Origin of the sequence: Luteimonas terrae (assembly GCF_031457535.1) — a bacterium.
Classification (GTDB): domain Bacteria; phylum Pseudomonadota; class Gammaproteobacteria; order Xanthomonadales; family Xanthomonadaceae; genus Luteimonas; species Luteimonas terrae_A.
On sequence record NZ_JAVDWO010000007.1, the window covers coordinates 41,950 to 56,745 of the forward strand.

General features: G+C 67.7%; 12 protein-coding genes. 6 read left to right on the plus strand and 6 right to left on the minus strand.

The genetic code is table 11. The features are described 5' to 3' along the window. Positions 1-3 precede the first annotated feature (3 nt). Complete coding sequence (locus J2W68_RS09500) at positions 4-1,206, minus strand: efflux RND transporter periplasmic adaptor subunit (RefSeq protein ID WP_310235059.1); 1,203 nt, start codon at positions 1,204-1,206, stop codon at positions 4-6. Between the two features lie 12 nt (positions 1,207-1,218). Next, entirely contained in the window at positions 1,219-1,992 is a 774-nt protein-coding gene (locus J2W68_RS09505) for a TetR/AcrR family transcriptional regulator (protein ID WP_310235060.1), read from the minus strand. A gap of 202 nt (positions 1,993-2,194) precedes the next feature. On the opposite strand from J2W68_RS09505, the gene J2W68_RS09510 reads away from it, so the two are divergent. From J2W68_RS09510 to J2W68_RS09535, 6 genes are all read left to right on the plus strand, one after another. Then, on the plus strand, positions 2,195-3,451 hold the full coding sequence (locus J2W68_RS09510) for an efflux RND transporter periplasmic adaptor subunit (protein ID WP_310235062.1): 1,257 nt from the start codon (positions 2,195-2,197) through the stop codon (positions 3,449-3,451). 6 nt (positions 3,452-3,457) lie between these two features. Continuing rightward, entirely contained in the window at positions 3,458-6,655 is a 3,198-nt protein-coding gene (locus J2W68_RS09515; protein WP_310235065.1) for a multidrug efflux RND transporter permease subunit, read from the plus strand. Positions 6,656-6,782: 127 nt separating this feature from the next. Further along, positions 6,783-8,030 (plus strand): FAD-dependent oxidoreductase, encoded by a 1,248-nt coding sequence (locus tag J2W68_RS09520; RefSeq protein ID WP_310235067.1) that lies wholly within the window; start codon positions 6,783-6,785, stop codon positions 8,028-8,030. Positions 8,031-8,390: 360 nt separating this feature from the next. After that, entirely contained in the window at positions 8,391-8,735 is a 345-nt protein-coding gene (locus J2W68_RS09525; RefSeq protein ID WP_310235070.1) for a hypothetical protein, read from the plus strand. 223 nt (positions 8,736-8,958) lie between these two features. Next, positions 8,959-9,261, plus strand: a complete 303-nt coding sequence (locus J2W68_RS09530; protein WP_310149978.1) for a metalloregulator ArsR/SmtB family transcription factor — start codon at positions 8,959-8,961, stop codon at positions 9,259-9,261. Between the two features lie 86 nt (positions 9,262-9,347). After that, complete coding sequence (locus tag J2W68_RS09535; protein ID WP_310235073.1) at positions 9,348-10,727, plus strand: DUF2867 domain-containing protein; 1,380 nt, start codon at positions 9,348-9,350, stop codon at positions 10,725-10,727. Positions 10,728-10,808: 81 nt separating this feature from the next. Here J2W68_RS09535 and J2W68_RS09540 read toward each other — a convergent pair whose 3' ends face one another. The 4 genes from J2W68_RS09540 to J2W68_RS09555 are packed head-to-tail and all read right to left on the minus strand — an operon-like array spanning position 10,809 to position 14,654. Next, entirely contained in the window at positions 10,809-12,587 is a 1,779-nt protein-coding gene (locus J2W68_RS09540; RefSeq protein WP_310235075.1) for an ABC transporter transmembrane domain-containing protein, read from the minus strand. Next, positions 12,587-13,177 carry an IMPACT family protein gene (locus J2W68_RS09545; protein WP_310235076.1) on the minus strand — a complete coding sequence of 197 codons (591 nt, stop codon included), beginning with the start codon at positions 13,175-13,177 and terminating at the stop codon, positions 12,587-12,589. The genes J2W68_RS09540 and J2W68_RS09545 overlap by 1 nt, the downstream gene beginning before the upstream one ends. Then, positions 13,177-14,091 (minus strand): hypothetical protein, encoded by a 915-nt coding sequence (locus tag J2W68_RS09550; RefSeq protein ID WP_310235078.1) that lies wholly within the window; start codon positions 14,089-14,091, stop codon positions 13,177-13,179. The genes J2W68_RS09545 and J2W68_RS09550 overlap by 1 nt, the downstream gene beginning before the upstream one ends. Then, positions 14,088-14,654 carry an RNA polymerase sigma factor gene (locus J2W68_RS09555; RefSeq protein ID WP_310235080.1) on the minus strand — a complete coding sequence of 189 codons (567 nt, stop codon included), beginning with the start codon at positions 14,652-14,654 and terminating at the stop codon, positions 14,088-14,090. Before J2W68_RS09555 ends, J2W68_RS09550 begins: the two co-directional genes overlap by 4 nt. Positions 14,655-14,796: the final 142 nt, after the last annotated feature.

A 14,796-nucleotide genomic window follows, 5' to 3' on the forward strand; every position in this document is an offset into this window, starting at 1 on the left:
GGCTCAACGGTTTTCAGGCGTCGGCGCGGCATCCGCGCTCGGCTGCACGCGGTTGTTGATCGTCACCACCGCATCGTTGCGCAACTTGAGCAGGCCGCTGGTCGCGACGCGCTCGCCCGGCTTGAGGCCTTCGGTGACCGCGATCAGGTCACCACGGGTCGCGCCGGTCTTGATGAAGCGCTGGCGCACGATCAGGGTCGGACCCTGCTGCGCGTCCTCGCCTTCGGCCCTGGGCGCTTCCGGATCGACCGGCTGCTCGGACACCACGTACACCGCGTTCCCGTAGGGATTGAAGGTGACCGCGGTCTGCGGAATCACCACGACATCCTGTTCGCCACCGACCGCGAGGCCGACGCGTGCGAACGCACCCGGGCGCAGCTTGCCATCGGCGTTCGACAGCGTCGCCTGCACCATGAAGTTGCGCGTACCCGCGTCGACGGAAGGCTCGATCGCGGTGATCGTGCCTTCGAACTGTTCGCCGGGCAGCGAATCGACGACCGCCTGCAGCGTCGCGCCGGTGTTGATCAACGGCAACTGCTGCTCGGGCAGGGTGAAGTCGAGGAAGATCGGATCGAGCTGCTGCAGGCTGACGATCGGCGTGCCCGGCGAGACGAACTGGCCGAGGTTGACCTTGCGGATGCCCAGCACGCCGTCGAACGGTGCACGAATGGTCTTCTGCGCGATCAGGGCGCGCTGCGCCTCGACCTGGGCAATCGATGTCGCCGCCTGGGTCGCGCGTTCCTCGACTTCGGCCTTCGACACCAGCTGCGTCTCGCCGAGTTCGCGCCAGCGATCGCGCTGCACGACGGCGAGCTTGGCGGCGGCTTCGCTCGAGCGCAGCACCGCGAGTTCGTTGTCGGTGTTGAGTTCCACCAGCACGGTGCCGGCCTTGACCGGCTGGCCGGGCTCGAACGACAGCTTGCGGACCACACCGCCGGCTTCGGTCGTGACATCGGTGCCGTTGACCGCGACCAGCGTGCCGACCGCTTCCAGCGGTGTCGACCAGGACTGCTGCGCGGCATCAAAGGTCGTGATCGCGACCGGCGGCTGCGGCATGTTGTCGAAGAAGTCGTTCATGCCCTTGCCCATCAGGGCCTTGGCAAGAAAGACCCCGCCGAAGATCATGGCGACGAGGATCAGCATCACGATCATCCGCAAGCGGGGACGCGGTTTGCGCGCTGCGGGCTGGGTTTCGGTCCTGGACATGGGCGGTTTCCGTCAGGAAAGAGGAAGGGAAGGGGGCAGGTCGGGCGTGATGCTGGACCAGTCGGTATCGAAAACATCACGGCTGACGCGGGCGATCAGCGCATCGAGCGCGGCGTCGTCCTCGGCATCGATCAGCGGTTGCCAGCTGTAGCCGTTGAACAGGTACTGCAGCTGGCGGATCAGCAGGCGGTAGGGATCGCCGGTCACGGCGGTGTCGACTAGCCCCTGCTGCTGCACGAGCGCGTGCATGCCGACGGTCATCATCCAGGGCCCCATCGTCAGCGCGCCATCGGGCAGCGCCGACGCGGGCAGTTCACCGCGTGCACGCCCCTCGGCGACGATGCCGTCGATCAGCGAAGCCAGCGGCTCGCAGGCGGCCAGCGCACGCCGCCGGCTTTCGACCGAGGCCGCGCCCCAGACCACGTCGGTCCAGACGAACTGGGCGAGGCGGAAGTGCTCGGGTTGCTCGCGGATGATCAGCATGTCGGCGAGCACGACGGCAAGCATGCGTTCGCGCGTCGGGCCGTTCCACTTCGCTGCGCGCTCGAACAGTTCGACCCGGTCGAAGCTGTTGCGCGTGGCGAGCGCGACCAACAGGTCTTCCTTGCTGGCGAAATGCTTGTAGAGCGTGCCGATCGCGTAGCCGCATTCCTCGGCCACACGCGCCATCTGCAGCGACAGCAGCCCATCGCGCTGGATCTGCGCCTGGGCGGTATCGAGCAGGACACGCTCGCGGGCCATGATCTCGCGCTGGCGGCGTGCAATGGCGGGGGAGAGGGGCGACATCAAGAACCTGAATGCATCAGAAGCGGCGCGGAGTATGAACCTGGTTCATTACGTGAGCAAGATTCGGAATGCTCTCACGCGCAACGCTGCGTCGCGGCTATGAGCGAAATCGATGACTTCCGTCCCCGTGCGAACCGGAATCTGAATTTGCTATACTCGCCGGTATAGTAAATCCCGTCCCACCCCTTCCCAGGTCACCCCCATGCGCCGACTCCTCTCCATTGCCGTCCTCGCCGCGGCACTTTCCGCCTGCGGTCAACAAGAGGAGCAAGCCGCGCCACCGCCGCCCGAAGTGGGCGTGCTGACCGTGCAGCCGACCAGCATCGCGCTGGAGCAGGAACTGGTGGGCCGGCTGGCGCCTTACCGAAGCGCCGATGTCCGGGCCCGCGTGCCGGGCGTGCTCGAGCGCCGCGTCTATCAGGAAGGCAGTGACGTCAAGGAAGGTGATGTGCTGTTCCGCATCGATCCGGCCCAGTTGCAGGCGGCGCTGGGCACGGCCCAAGGCGCGCAGGCGCAGGCGCAGGCCAACTATGCGAATTCGAAGACCGCGGCCGATCGCGCGCGCCAGCTGGCGCCGACCAGCTTCATCTCCAAGTCGGATCTCGACAACGCGATTGCCGCCGAGCGCAGCGCCGAGGCCGCGCTGCAGGCGGCACGTGCGTCGACCCAGACCGCGCAGATCAACCTCGGTTACGCCACGGTGCGTGCGCCGATTTCCGGGCGTGCCGGCAAGCAGCAGGTCACCGAGGGCGCACTGGTCGGGCAGGGCGATTCGACCCTGCTGACGACCGTCGACCAGATCGATCCGCTGTATATCAACTTCTCGATCAGCGCCGCCGAGTTCAATCGCATCCGCGCCATGCCGCTCGACCGCGAGGCCGGTGGCGGCCAGGTCGAGATCGTCCTCGCAGACGGGTCTGTCCACGATCAGATGGCCACGCTCGACTTCTCCGGCGATGTCGTCGATCCGGCGTCGGGCGCCATCCAGCTGCGCGCCACGGTGCCCAACCCCGACCGGCGCCTGCTGCCCGGCGTCTACGTGACGCTGCGCGCGAACATGGGTCAGCAGAGCGGCGTGTTCCTGGTGCCGCAGGCCGCAGTGCTGCGCGACGCCAATACGGCCTACGTGCTGGTCGCGGGCGAAGGCGACAAGGTGGTCCGCAAGTCGGTCCGTACCGACCGCGCGCAGGACGGCCAGTGGGTCATCACCGAAGGTCTGACGGCCGGTGATCGGGTGATCGTCAGCGGTGTGCCGAAGGCGCGTCCCGACGCGGTGGTCGCGCCCAAGCCCTGGACGCCGGAACAGGCCCAGGCCGCGCCCGCCGCAGGTGCAGGCGCACCCCCTGCTGGACAGCCTGCGGACGCCGCCGGCGCGCCTGCGACAACCGACGACGCCACTGCGGCTCCCCCGCAGGACGCCGCTGGCCAGGCACCCGCTGCGAACGACACGCAGGACTGATCCGCCATGCCCAAGTTCTTCATCAACCACCCGGTCTTCGCCTGGGTCGTCTCCATCCTGATTTCGCTCGCGGGTGTGATCTCGCTGCTGAACATGGGCGTGGAGTCGTATCCGAGCGTCGCACCGCCGCAGGTCACCGTCTCGGCGACCTATCCCGGCGCCAGCGCCGACACCACCGAGCGCGCGGTGACACAGGTCATCGAGCAGCAGCTCACCGGTATCGACAACCTGCTGTATTTCAGCTCGACCTCGAGCTCCTCGGGCCGCGCCAGCGTCACTCTGACGTTCGAGACCGGCACCGACGCCGACATCGCGCAGGTGCAGGTGCAGAACAAGGTCTCGCTGGCCACGCCTCGCCTGCCCAGTGAAGTGGTGCAGCAGGGCGTGGTGGTGGCCAAGGCCAATGCCGGCTTCCTGATGGTCGTGGGCCTGCGCTCGGAAGATCCCACCGTCAGCCGCAACCAGCTCAACGACCTGATCGGTTCGCGCGTGCTCGAACAGATCGCCCGCGTGCCGGGCGTCGGCAGCACCCAGCAGTTCGGTTCCGAGTACGCCATGAACATCTGGCTCAACCCGGACCAGCTGCAGGGCTATGGCATGTCGGCGACCGAAGTCATGGCCGCGGTGCGCGGACAGAACGTGCAGTTCGCCGCCGGCTCGGTCGGCTCCGATCCTGCGCCCGAAGGCCAGGGTTTCACCGCGACCGTGTCCGCCGAAGGTCGCTTCAGCACGCCCGAGCAGTTCGAGAACATCATCCTGCGCGCCGACAACGAAGGCGCGACCGTGCGGCTGAAGGACGTCGCGCGGGTGGAGATCGGCGCGTCGGGTTATGGTTTCGACACCAAGTACAACGGCCAGGCCACCGGTGCGTTCGCGATCCAGCTGCTGCCCGGCGCCAATGCGCTGACGGTGGCAGGTGCCGTGGAAGCACGCATGGACGAGCTGCAGCCGACGTTCCCGCAGGGCATCGAGTGGTTCAAGCCCTACGACACGACGACGTTCGTGACGCTGTCGATCAGGGAGGTCATCGTGACCCTGATCGAAGCCGTGGTCCTGGTGTTCCTGGTGATGCTGCTGTTCCTGCAGAATCTGCGCGCCACGATCATCCCGACGCTGGTCATCCCGATCGCGCTGCTCGGCACGTTCCTCGGCCTGAGCATGCTGGGCTACACGATCAACCAGCTGACCCTGTTCGCGATGGTGCTGGCGATCGGTATCGTGGTCGATGACGCGATCGTGGTCATCGAGAATGTCGAACGCATCATGGCGGAGGAACATCTACCGCCACGCGAAGCGACGATGAAGGCGATGGACCAGATCACCGGTGCGGTGGTCGCGATCACCGTGGTGCTGGCCGCCGTGTTCATTCCTAGCGCCCTGCAGGGCGGCGCCTCGGGCGAGATCTACAAGCAGTTCGCGATCACGATCGCGATTTCGATGGGTTTCTCGGCGTTCCTCGCCCTCGGCTTCACGCCGGCGTTGTGCGCGACGTTCCTCAAGCAGCATGCGCCGCCCGGCGAGCGCAAGAGCAACGTCGTCGTGCGCACGTTCAACAAGTACTACGACAAGGTCAACCGGACCTACGTCGGTCACATCGGCAGCGCCGTGCGGCATGCACCGCGCTGGATGGCGGTGTTCGCGGTGCTGTGCGTGGTCTGCGGCTTCCTCTACATCAAGCTGCCGACGAGCTTCGTGCCCGACGAGGACCAGGGCTACGCGCTGGCGATCGTGCAGTTGCCGCCGGGTTCGACCCTGCAGCGCACCAACGCGGTGTTCGAGGACGTGCGCGCACGCCTGGAGCAGAACCCCTCGTACGAAGCAATGCTGCAGGTCGCGGGCTTCAGCTTCGTCGGCCAGGGCGAGAACGTCGGCATGGGCTTCATCAAGCTCAAGGACTGGGGTGAGCGCGACGCCGACATCAACCAGTTCCTCGGCGAAGCCAACGGTGCGCTGCAGGGCGTGCAGGACGCGACGATCTTCGTCGTGAATCTGCCGACCGTGCAGGGCCTGGGCCAGTTCGGCGGCTTCGACATGTATCTGCAGGACCGCACCGGCGCCGGCAACGCGGCGCTGCAGCAGGCACGCAACCAGTTGCTGGGCGCGGCCGCGCAGAAGACCGACGTGTTGCAGGGCGTTCGCCCGAACACGCTGGAAGACGCGCCGCAGCTGCAGTTGCACGTCGATCGTGTGCAGGCGCAGTCGATGGGCCTGTCGGTGACCGACATCTACGGCGCGATCCAGCTGATGCTGGCGCCGGTGTACGTCAACGACTACGTGTCCGACGGCCGCATCAAGCGCGTCAACATGCAGGCCGATGCGCAGTACCGCACCGACCCGGGGTCGATCGGCCGCTTCTACACGCCGAGTGCAACCGCGGCCAATAGCGACGGTACCCGCACGATGATCCCGCTGAGCACGGTGGTGACCCCGGAGTGGGGCGCCAGCACGCCGTCGCTGACGCGCTACAACGGTTATTCGGCCATCAACATCGTCGGTTCGCAGGCGCCCGGTCGCAGTACGGGTGAGGCGATGGCGGCGATGGAAGAGATCGTCGAGAACGAATTGCCGGAAGGCTTCGGCTACGACTGGGCGGGCATGTCCTACCAGGAAATCATCGCGGGCAATACGGCGACGCTGCTGCTGTTGCTCTCGGTGGTCGTGGTGTTCCTGTGTCTGGCCGCGCTCTACGAGAGCTGGTCGATACCGGTCGCGGTGCTGCTGGTGGTGCCGCTGGGCATCCTCGGCGCGGTGGTCTTCACGATGCTGCGCCCGGGTCTGTCGAACGACATCTTCTTCAAGATCGGCATGGTGACGGTGATCGGTCTGGCGGCGAAGAACGCCATCCTGATCGTCGAGTTCGCGGTGCAGCAGTACAAGGAAGGCAAGACGCTGCGCGATGCGACGGTGGAAGCGGCGAACCTGCGCTTCCGCCCGATCCTGATGACCTCGTTCGCCTTCATCATGGGCGTCACGCCGATGGCGCTGTCGAGCGGCGCCGGTTCCAGCGCACGTCATGCACTGGCCACCGGCGTGATCGGCGGCATGCTGTTCGCGACGTTCCTCGGTCTGCTGCTGATCCCCGTGTTCTTCATCATCGTGCGTCGCGTGCTGGGCGATAAGCTCGACGAGCCGGATCCGCGTCTCGACACAGGCGAGCACGACCGTCGTCTGCAACACGATGGTGACGAGCGACCGGCGCACTGATTGCCGCAACCTCTGATCTGAAAGGGCCGCCCCGGCAACAGGGCGGCCCTTCGCAGGTGGCGCGCGCTTCGGTCGCTGCCGGCCCCGCGGACGCCCCGTTATGCTGGCGACCCGTTCCGGAGCCCACATGAGGCCATTGCATATCGCCATCGTCGGTTACGGCACGGCCGGGCAGGCCGCGTCGGTCCTGCTCGCCCGCGATGGGCATCGGGTGGAGGTCTTCGAACGCGCCTCCGAGCCCGGACCGGTCGGCGCCGGCTTCCTGCTCCAGCCCACCGGCCTGCAGGTGCTGTGGCGCATGGGACTGCTCGAATCTGTGCGCGCGCATGGCGCGCGTGTCGAACGGCTGTATGGCGACACGCCCTGCGGCCGCGCGGTGATGGACATGCGCTACGCGGGGCTCGACCCGCGCTTGTGTGGCGTCGGCATGCAGCGCGGCGCGCTGTTCTCGATCCTCGACCAGGCGTGCGGCGATATGGTGCGGCTGCACGCGGGCATCACCATCGAAGGGCCGGACGATACGGACGACCGCTGGTTGCGCGACGCTGAGGGTGGGCGTCATGGTCCATTCGATCTGATGCTCGCGGCCGACGGCGCGGCCTCACGCCTGCGTGGCAGGCTCGGCGGCGTGCGTCGTGACGCGGTGTATCCGTGGGGCGCGCTGTGGTGCCTGCTCGATGCCGACGACTGGCCGTACCTCAACGAGCTGCGCCAGCGCTACGTCGCCGCGCGCCGGATGATCGGCCTGCTGCCGGTCGGCACGCGTCCGGGCGATGCCACCCCCCGGCTCAGCTTCTTCTGGAGTCTGCCGGTCGCGGCGTTCGATGGTTGGCAGTCCGCCGCGCTCGATGACTGGCGCGACACGGTGACCTCGATCTGGCCCGAGGCGTCGCGTCTGCTTGCGACGACGACCACACACGCGCAGCTGGCACGCGCGACCTATCGCGATGTCACGCTGACGCAGTGGCATCGCGGCCGCTGGGTGCTGCTCGGCGACGCCGCGCATGCGATGAGTCCGCAGCTGGGGCAGGGCGTCAACATGGCCCTGCTCGATGCCGAAGCCTTGCGTGATGCCTTGCGCGCGGAAGCACTTGCGGATGCGTTGAGCACGTACGCCCGCGTGCGTCGCCGGCACGTGGCGATCTACCAGTTCTGGAGCCGCTGGCTGACGCCGGTGTTCCAGTCCGAACGCGACGTGATCGCGAAGGCGCGCGACGTCGCGTTCCAGCCGATGGGCCGCCTGCCTGGCGGGCGCGGGCACATGTTGCGGGTGCTCAGCGGCACGCAGCACGGCGCGTTTGGATCGCTGGCGTTGGCGCCGGAATTCGTGGAGGCCTTGGGTGGATTCTGGGCGCCAGGGGTTTCTTCGCGCTAGGCGCGCCATTCGTGCTTCTGTCTTGCTCTTGTTGTTGCTCAGGCTTTCGGATTTGGCCTCGGGTCTCGGATCTGCTTTTGGTTTTGGCTTCCAGCTTCTGACTTGAATCGAGCCGTAGAGCGAGCCGAGCACCGGAGCCTGCGTGGCCGAAGAGCAGCCCATGTCTGAGCGCAGCGAGTTTGGGCTGCGTGCCGCGTCAGGCGAGGAGCACAGGGGACCGATGCGGCTTCATCGCATCGGCTCGCGTCCGGCGAAGGGACCTTTCGGTTCCTTTTGGGTCCATCCAAAAGGGACTCGCACGCGCAGCGGGCGAAAGCCCTGCACTTGCTTTTCGCTTTTCAGCCTTGGCGCTCGATTTCGATGCGCCGCCAGACAAAATTCTCGCAAAGCGAAGATCAAGTACAGGGCTTCCGCGCTGTCGCGCGGCTTACTTTTGTCTTGGCAAAAGTAAGCAAAACCGTCTTCGCCGGACGCGATCCGACACGGCTATGCCGTGCCGGTTCCCTGCGCTTCTCGGACGACGGGGCACGCAGCCCAAACTCGCTGCGCTCAGACATGGGCTGCTCTTCGACCCCGCCGTCCTGCGATGCTCGGCTCGCTTTACGGCTCGATTCAAATCAAAAGCTGGAAGCCAAAGCCAAAGCCAAAGCCAAAGCCAAAGCCAAAGCCAAGGCAAAGGCAAGGCAAAGGCAAAGGCAAAGGTAAATGCGAAGGTAAAAGCCAAAACCGAGGTCGAAGCCAAGCGGGAGCCGGAGCCGGAACTTACCGCAAAGCGCAGTTGAAACCGATAGCAGCCAGCACATTCGTCCGGCAAGCCGCTGCCTGATGGCCGTGCCAGGCCGTGTCAGTCGCCGCTCGCGCAGAGCAGCCTTGACACCATTTCACCAACGGCGTAATTAATTAGGTAATTAGTTAACTGGATGCCACCATGGAACGGGTCTTCGAAGCCCTCGCATCGACGCCGCGTCGTCAGATCCTGGCGTATCTCAATGCCGGCGAGCTGACCGCTGGCGAGATCGGCGCGCGGTTCGAGTTCAGCAAACCGGCACTGTCGGGTCACTTGCGTGTGCTGGAGCAGGCCGGCCTGATCGAGCGCGAGAAGCGCGGCCAGTTCGTGTTCTTCCGGCTGGTGCCGGACAGGCTGGCCAATACGATCTTCGCCTGGGCGGCCGAGGTGTGTCCGGTCGGGGGACCGCTCAAGCGCGAGCGGCGCAAGGCAGGCGCGGCGTGAGCGCCGCAGCCGGGGCTGCGCGGCGTGCGGGGTCCTCTGCGTCCGCCTCTTTCGCTGCGATCAGCGCATCGGCCACGTTTCCGTCGGTGCGTCTGCCGTCTTATTGCAGTGGACTGCCGGTCGAAGTCACGCTGATCGCGCAGTTCGCGTCCGGACAGGGTGACGCGGTGATCGGCGACGCCCTGCGGCGTCAGCGGGCGCATCCCGCATTCGTCGATGCGCTCGACGAGCCGTCCGCGCGGATCGGCGGAATGGACCTCGCCCGCGGCGATCCGTCATCGCTGTACACCTTCGGCGTGGGCGGCAACGGGCACCCGTTCCATCGGCATGCCGGCAGCCGCATGTTCACCGCGGTGTCCGGCAGCGCCGGCGCGCACCTGCGCTTTTCCACCGCGTCGCAGGCGCAGATCGAGGCCGATCCGCGCGCATTCCTCGACGCGCTGCACGTCGTCGAGGTCCCGCCGGACTGCCTGTTCTCGGTGCGCTTCGGCGGCGGCACCTGGCACCAGTTCATCGCCGCACGCCCGGGCGGGACGCATCCCGCGCTGTTCGCGATGTCTTGCCACCCTGATGAAACCGCCGGTGCGCTCGATGCAGCTACGCAGGCGCGCGTGCTCGGCAATACGGCGGACATTCCGGCATTGACGGAGGTGCTGCCGTCATCGGTGCAGGTGCTGCTCGATGACGCGTTGCGCGAGCCGGCGTCAATCGCGACGACCGCGCTGTCGTTGCATGTGCCGCCTGCCTCGTTTGCTGCGCGATGCTGCAACGCTGCGCGCGGCGCGATGGGCCGCCTGCGCGCGGCAGGCGCCCAGCGTCGCGAGGCAGCAGGATTCTGTGCCGACACCCGCGGCGGCCACGCGCTGATCACAGGCGCAGTCGATGTGGATTCGCTGCTGCAGGCGCAGTTGCCCGGCCCGATCGCCCACGAGGACCAGGTGGTCTTGCAGACAGGCCCAGCGGCCTTCGCCGGCATCGCCCCTGCGGACGTGATGGACCATCTGCTGGCCGGCTTCGTCGAGAATCCGCCGGACGGCGTGTCGCGCTTGATGGCGCTGCGCAATGTGCTGGTGCGCCCTGCGGGCCTGCGCACGTCGCCCCTGGGGTGTCCGGCATCTTCGCTGCTGTCGGTCGAGGCGCCATTGAAGTTCGCCGGCCGACATCCGGTTCTGGTTGAGCGACGCAGCAGCGACGGCCGCCGGGTGGAAGTGGTGCTGGGCGCTGACGACAGACACCTGATGTTCCGCACCTGCATCGGGGTGCGTATTGGCGCCGACGACAGGCTCGTCTGCACGATGGCGACGCGCGTGCGCACCCGCAACCTGTTCGGTCGCGTCTACATGGCCGCGATCAGCGGCGTGCACCGCCGCTATATCGCGCCGGCGATGTTGCGGCATGCGGTGGACCACGCGATGGAATCGCTACAGCGGAACGCGAACACGCGACACGCCTCGCGATCGCTGTAGGCGCGCGCTTGCGCGCGATGACGCGGCTCCCGGCAGTTCCGTCGCGCGCAAGCGCGCTCGTACAGGTGAAGCGGAATCGGCTTAGTCGATGAACTGCAAGCGCGCGAGTTCCGCGTAAAGCCCGCCCTGCGCCAGCAGATCCGCATGCGTGCCCTGGGCGACGATGCGGCCGCGATCCATGACCACGATGCGGTCGGCCTTGAGGATCGTCGCCAGCCGATGCGCGATGACCAGCGTCGTGCGGCCCTCCATCAGCCGCGCCAGCGCCTCCTGCACGGCGAACTCACTCTGCGCATCAAGCGCGGAGGTCGCTTCGTCGAGCAGCAGCACCGGCGCGTCGCGGAGCAGGGCGCGGGCGATCGCGATGCGCTGCTGCTGGCCGCCGGACAGGCGCGCGCCGCGCTCGCCGAGCTGGGCGTCGTAGCCGTCGGGCAGTTCACCGATAAAGGCATCGGCTTCAGCGGCGCGCGCCGCTGCTTCGATGTCGGCATCGCTGGCATCAAGGCGGCCATAACGGATGTTCTCGCGCGCAGTCGTGGCGAAGATGGTCGGCGACTGCGGCACCAGCGCGAGATGGTCGCGCAGCGCGGCGGGATCGAGCCCTCGGATATCGACGCCGTCGATCGACACCGTGCCTTCGGCAGGGTCATGGAAACGCAGCAGCAGCGACAGCACCGTACTTTTGCCGGCGCCGGACGGGCCGACCAGGGCGACGGTCTCGCCGGGTGCGACGTGCAGGTTGAAGTGCTCCAGTGCCGGCGCGTCTGGACGCGACGGGTAGTGGAACCGCACGTCTTCGAAGCGCAGTTCGCCGCGCACGGGTTCCTGCAGCGTGGCCGGCGCGTCCGGCGCGCGGATGCCGGGGTGCTCGACCAGCAGCTCGCCGATCCGGCCCATGCCGCCGGCGGCGCGCTGCAGTTCATTCCACACTTCCGCGAGCGCACCGACCGAGCCCGCACCGAACAGCGCATAGAGCACGAACTGGCCCAGCGTGCCCGCGGTCATGCGGCCTTCGATCACATCGTGCGCGCCCGACCACAGCACCACCGTCACCGCGCCGAAGATCAGGGTGATCGCGACCGCGGTGATGATCGACTGCAGGCCGATGCGCCGGCGCGCGGTGGCGACCGACTGCGCGACCGCCTCGCCGAAGCGTCCGCGCTCCCAAGGCTCGCGCGCATGCGCCTGCACGGTGCGGATGGCGGTCAGGGTCTCATTGGCGAGCGCATTGGCATCGGCCACGCGGTCCTGACTCTGGCGCGAGATCTTCGCCAGCTTGCGCCCGCCCAGCACCAGCGGCAGTACGAACAACGGAATGCCGATCAGGGTGAACGCCGCGAGCCGTGGGCTGGTGACCACCAGCATCGCGACGCTGCCGATCACCATCACCGTGCTGCGCAGCGCGACCGACATCGTCGAGCCCACGACCGCGCGCAGCAGTTCGGTGTCCGCGCTCAGCCGCGAAACCAGATCACCGCTGCGGGTCTGCTCGAAGAAGGTCTGGTCGAGATCGAGCAGATGACCGTAGAGCCGGTTGCGCAGATCGGCGACGACACGCTCGCCGAGCAGCGAGACGAAGAAGAACCGCGCCGCGGTGAACACCGCCAGCGCGATCGCGACGAGCAGCAGCAGGGCGAACGCCTGGTCGATCTGGTCGCCGCCGGTGAAACCGTGGTCGATCATCTGCTTGACCGCCATCGGCAGGCTCAGCGTCGCCGCCGATGACAGCGCGAGCGCGACCATCCAGGCGGCGAACAGGCCGCGTTGGCGCATCACGAACGGCCACAGGGTCTTGAGCGCGCCGATGCGCGCCTTCGGTTCGCCGGCGTCAGGCGTCGAGCGGGGGGATTGGAATGCCATCAGCCATTGTCGTCGATGCGGACCCGATCACGGGTGGCATCGCGCAGGCGGGTTTTCAAGTCGTCGACGCGATCGGCCGGCAGGTCCAGCACCACTGACACGCCTTGGGTGTCGAAGGTCTCTTCGCGCTTGACCGCGAGTGCGGCCGGCAGCGCAGCGTGCACGCTGCCGATCGCGTCGAACGGCGCATGCAGCCGCAGCGTCGCCATTTCGATCAGCGCGACGCGCGGCGCGGTGCGCAGGCATTCGGCTGCGCAGCCGCCGTAAGCACGGACAAGCCCGCCAGCGCCGAGCTTGATGCCGCCGTACCAGCGCACGACGACGACCGCGACGCGGTCGAAGCCCTGACCATCGATCGCGGCGAGGATCGGGCGCCCCGCGGTGCCGGCCGGCTCGCCATCGTCGCTGGAACGGTATTGATCGCCGATGCGCCAGGCCCAGCAGTTGTGGGTGGCATCGGCCACGTGCACCTGCTGCATGAAAGCGGCGGCGCCGTCAGCATCGTCGACCGGCGCCGCGTGCGCGATGAAGCGGCTGTGCTTGACGTCGAGAGTGTGGCTGACGGGGCCGGCCAGGGTGTCGAGCGGCATCAGTCCAGCAACGCGCGCAGATCCGGCGGCAGTTCGGCCTGCGGATGCCGGCGATGGAACTCGGCCAGGCTCGCCTTGGCCTCAGCGATGCGCCCGGCATCGAGCAGCTCACGCACCCGCGCCAGCCAGGCGGCGCGCACTTCGGGCGCATCGGCAGAGGCGGGGGGATCGCCGTCATCGGGCACGTCGTCGATCGTGTCGAGCATCAGCGCCTGCGATTCCGCGCGGCGCTGTTGCACAGCCGCACTCGCCGCTGGAGCCGCCGCCGAACGTGCTGTCGCCTCCGCCGCAGGCGCCTGCATCGGCGCGGGCGGGGCGGGCGGTGCAGGCGGTCGTGCAGGTGCGGGTACCGAGGGTGCCGGCGCGGCCGCGGCCTGCTGCTGGGCGTTTGCGGGCGCAGGCGTCGATGTCGCCTCTACCGATTCGACCGCGACCGCTTCCCGCTGCCTTGCCGCAGGCCGTGGTGCTTCGTCCACGCTTGCATCTGCAGCCGGCACCCGGGGGTTGGCGCGTGCCGGCATTGGCGCTTGCATGGGGGCCGGCGCTGTCTCTTCGTGGGACCGGAGCACTTCCGGTGCAGGTGCGGTATCGGATGCAGCCACACCGGGCCGCTCGGATGCCGCACGCATTTCCGTTTCGGGAGCCGGGCGCAACTGCCAGGCAATGCCGACCGCTAGCGCCAGCGACGCGGCAATGCCGGCGGCGAACGGCCATCCTCGGCGTCGGGGCGGTGTCCGTCGGTGTGCGACGGCGACGTGTGGCTGCGGCGCGCCTGCATCCGCGGCTTCGCGCGCAGCGCCGAGGATGGCCGCGTCGAGCGCGGCCGACGGCGACACGGCACTGCCGTCACGGGCCAGGCGATCGGCCAGCAGGCGTTCTTCGGGCGTCAGCGGTTGGCGGTCGGTGGGGGTCATGGGTTCAATAACGTGCGCAGTTTGTCCATTGCATAGCGCAGTCGCGATTTCACGGTTTCGCGGCCGACGCCGGTGATCGCGCCGATCTCCTCGAGCGTCAGTTCCTGCTCCAGCCGCAGCAGCACCACCTCGCGTTGCTCCTCAGGCAGCGCCTCGAGCGCTAGCTGCAACTGGCGTCGCTGCTCGAACTGGGACAACTGCCGCTCGGGCGAGTCCGGATCGACGATCCGCGCGGTGCGCAGGTCCGCGTCCTCGGGCGGCGGCGGGCGGTGCTGCGCGGCGCGCCAGTGATCGGCGAGGCGATTGTGGGCGATGCGATAAAGCCACGTGGTGAACAACGCATCCGGCTGCCATCCCGCGCGCGCGGTGATCACGCGTTGCCAGATGTCCTGGAACATCTCGTCGGCCAGCGCGCTGTTACGCAGCTGGCGCACCAGAAAGCGGTAGAGCTTGTCGCGGTGACGGCGGTAGAGCGTCTCGAACGCCGTGACATCGCCTTCGACCCATGCCTGCATCAGGGCATCGTCGCCGGGCGGCTCCTGCTGGCTGGCGATGTCGGGCATGGCCCGCAGGTTACGTGCTGTGGACGTGGCCGGGAAGGGCGGACATGGAGAAAGCGCGGAGATGGCAGACACGTGCATGGACTGGCGAACGCACGACGGGCGCGTTCGGGGTCGCGCGCGGGATCAATGTAACGATTTGGGT

Excerpts from the sequence above, each read along its gene's own strand:
- J2W68_RS09545 (WP_310235076.1), bottom strand. The coding sequence starts at position 13,177 with ATGCCGCTCGACACCCTGGCCGGCCCCGTCAGCCACACTCTCGACGTC.
- J2W68_RS09540 (WP_310235075.1), bottom strand. The coding sequence starts at position 12,587 with ATGGCATTCCAATCCCCCCGCTCGACGCCTGACGCCGGCGAACCGAAG.
- J2W68_RS09515 (WP_310235065.1), top strand. The coding sequence starts at position 3,458 with ATGCCCAAGTTCTTCATCAACCACCCGGTCTTCGCCTGGGTCGTCTCC.
- J2W68_RS09525 (WP_310235070.1), top strand. The coding sequence starts at position 8,391 with ATGCGCCGCCAGACAAAATTCTCGCAAAGCGAAGATCAAGTACAGGGC.
- J2W68_RS09500 (WP_310235059.1), bottom strand. The coding sequence starts at position 1,206 with ATGTCCAGGACCGAAACCCAGCCCGCAGCGCGCAAACCGCGTCCCCGC.
- J2W68_RS09505 (WP_310235060.1), bottom strand. The coding sequence starts at position 1,992 with ATGTCGCCCCTCTCCCCCGCCATTGCACGCCGCCAGCGCGAGATCATG.
- J2W68_RS09530 (WP_310149978.1), top strand. The coding sequence starts at position 8,959 with ATGGAACGGGTCTTCGAAGCCCTCGCATCGACGCCGCGTCGTCAGATC.
- J2W68_RS09550 (WP_310235078.1), bottom strand. The coding sequence starts at position 14,091 with ATGACCCCCACCGACCGCCAACCGCTGACGCCCGAAGAACGCCTGCTG.
- J2W68_RS09510 (WP_310235062.1), top strand. The coding sequence starts at position 2,195 with ATGCGCCGACTCCTCTCCATTGCCGTCCTCGCCGCGGCACTTTCCGCC.
- J2W68_RS09520 (WP_310235067.1), top strand. The coding sequence starts at position 6,783 with ATGAGGCCATTGCATATCGCCATCGTCGGTTACGGCACGGCCGGGCAG.
- J2W68_RS09555 (WP_310235080.1), bottom strand. The coding sequence starts at position 14,654 with ATGCCCGACATCGCCAGCCAGCAGGAGCCGCCCGGCGACGATGCCCTG.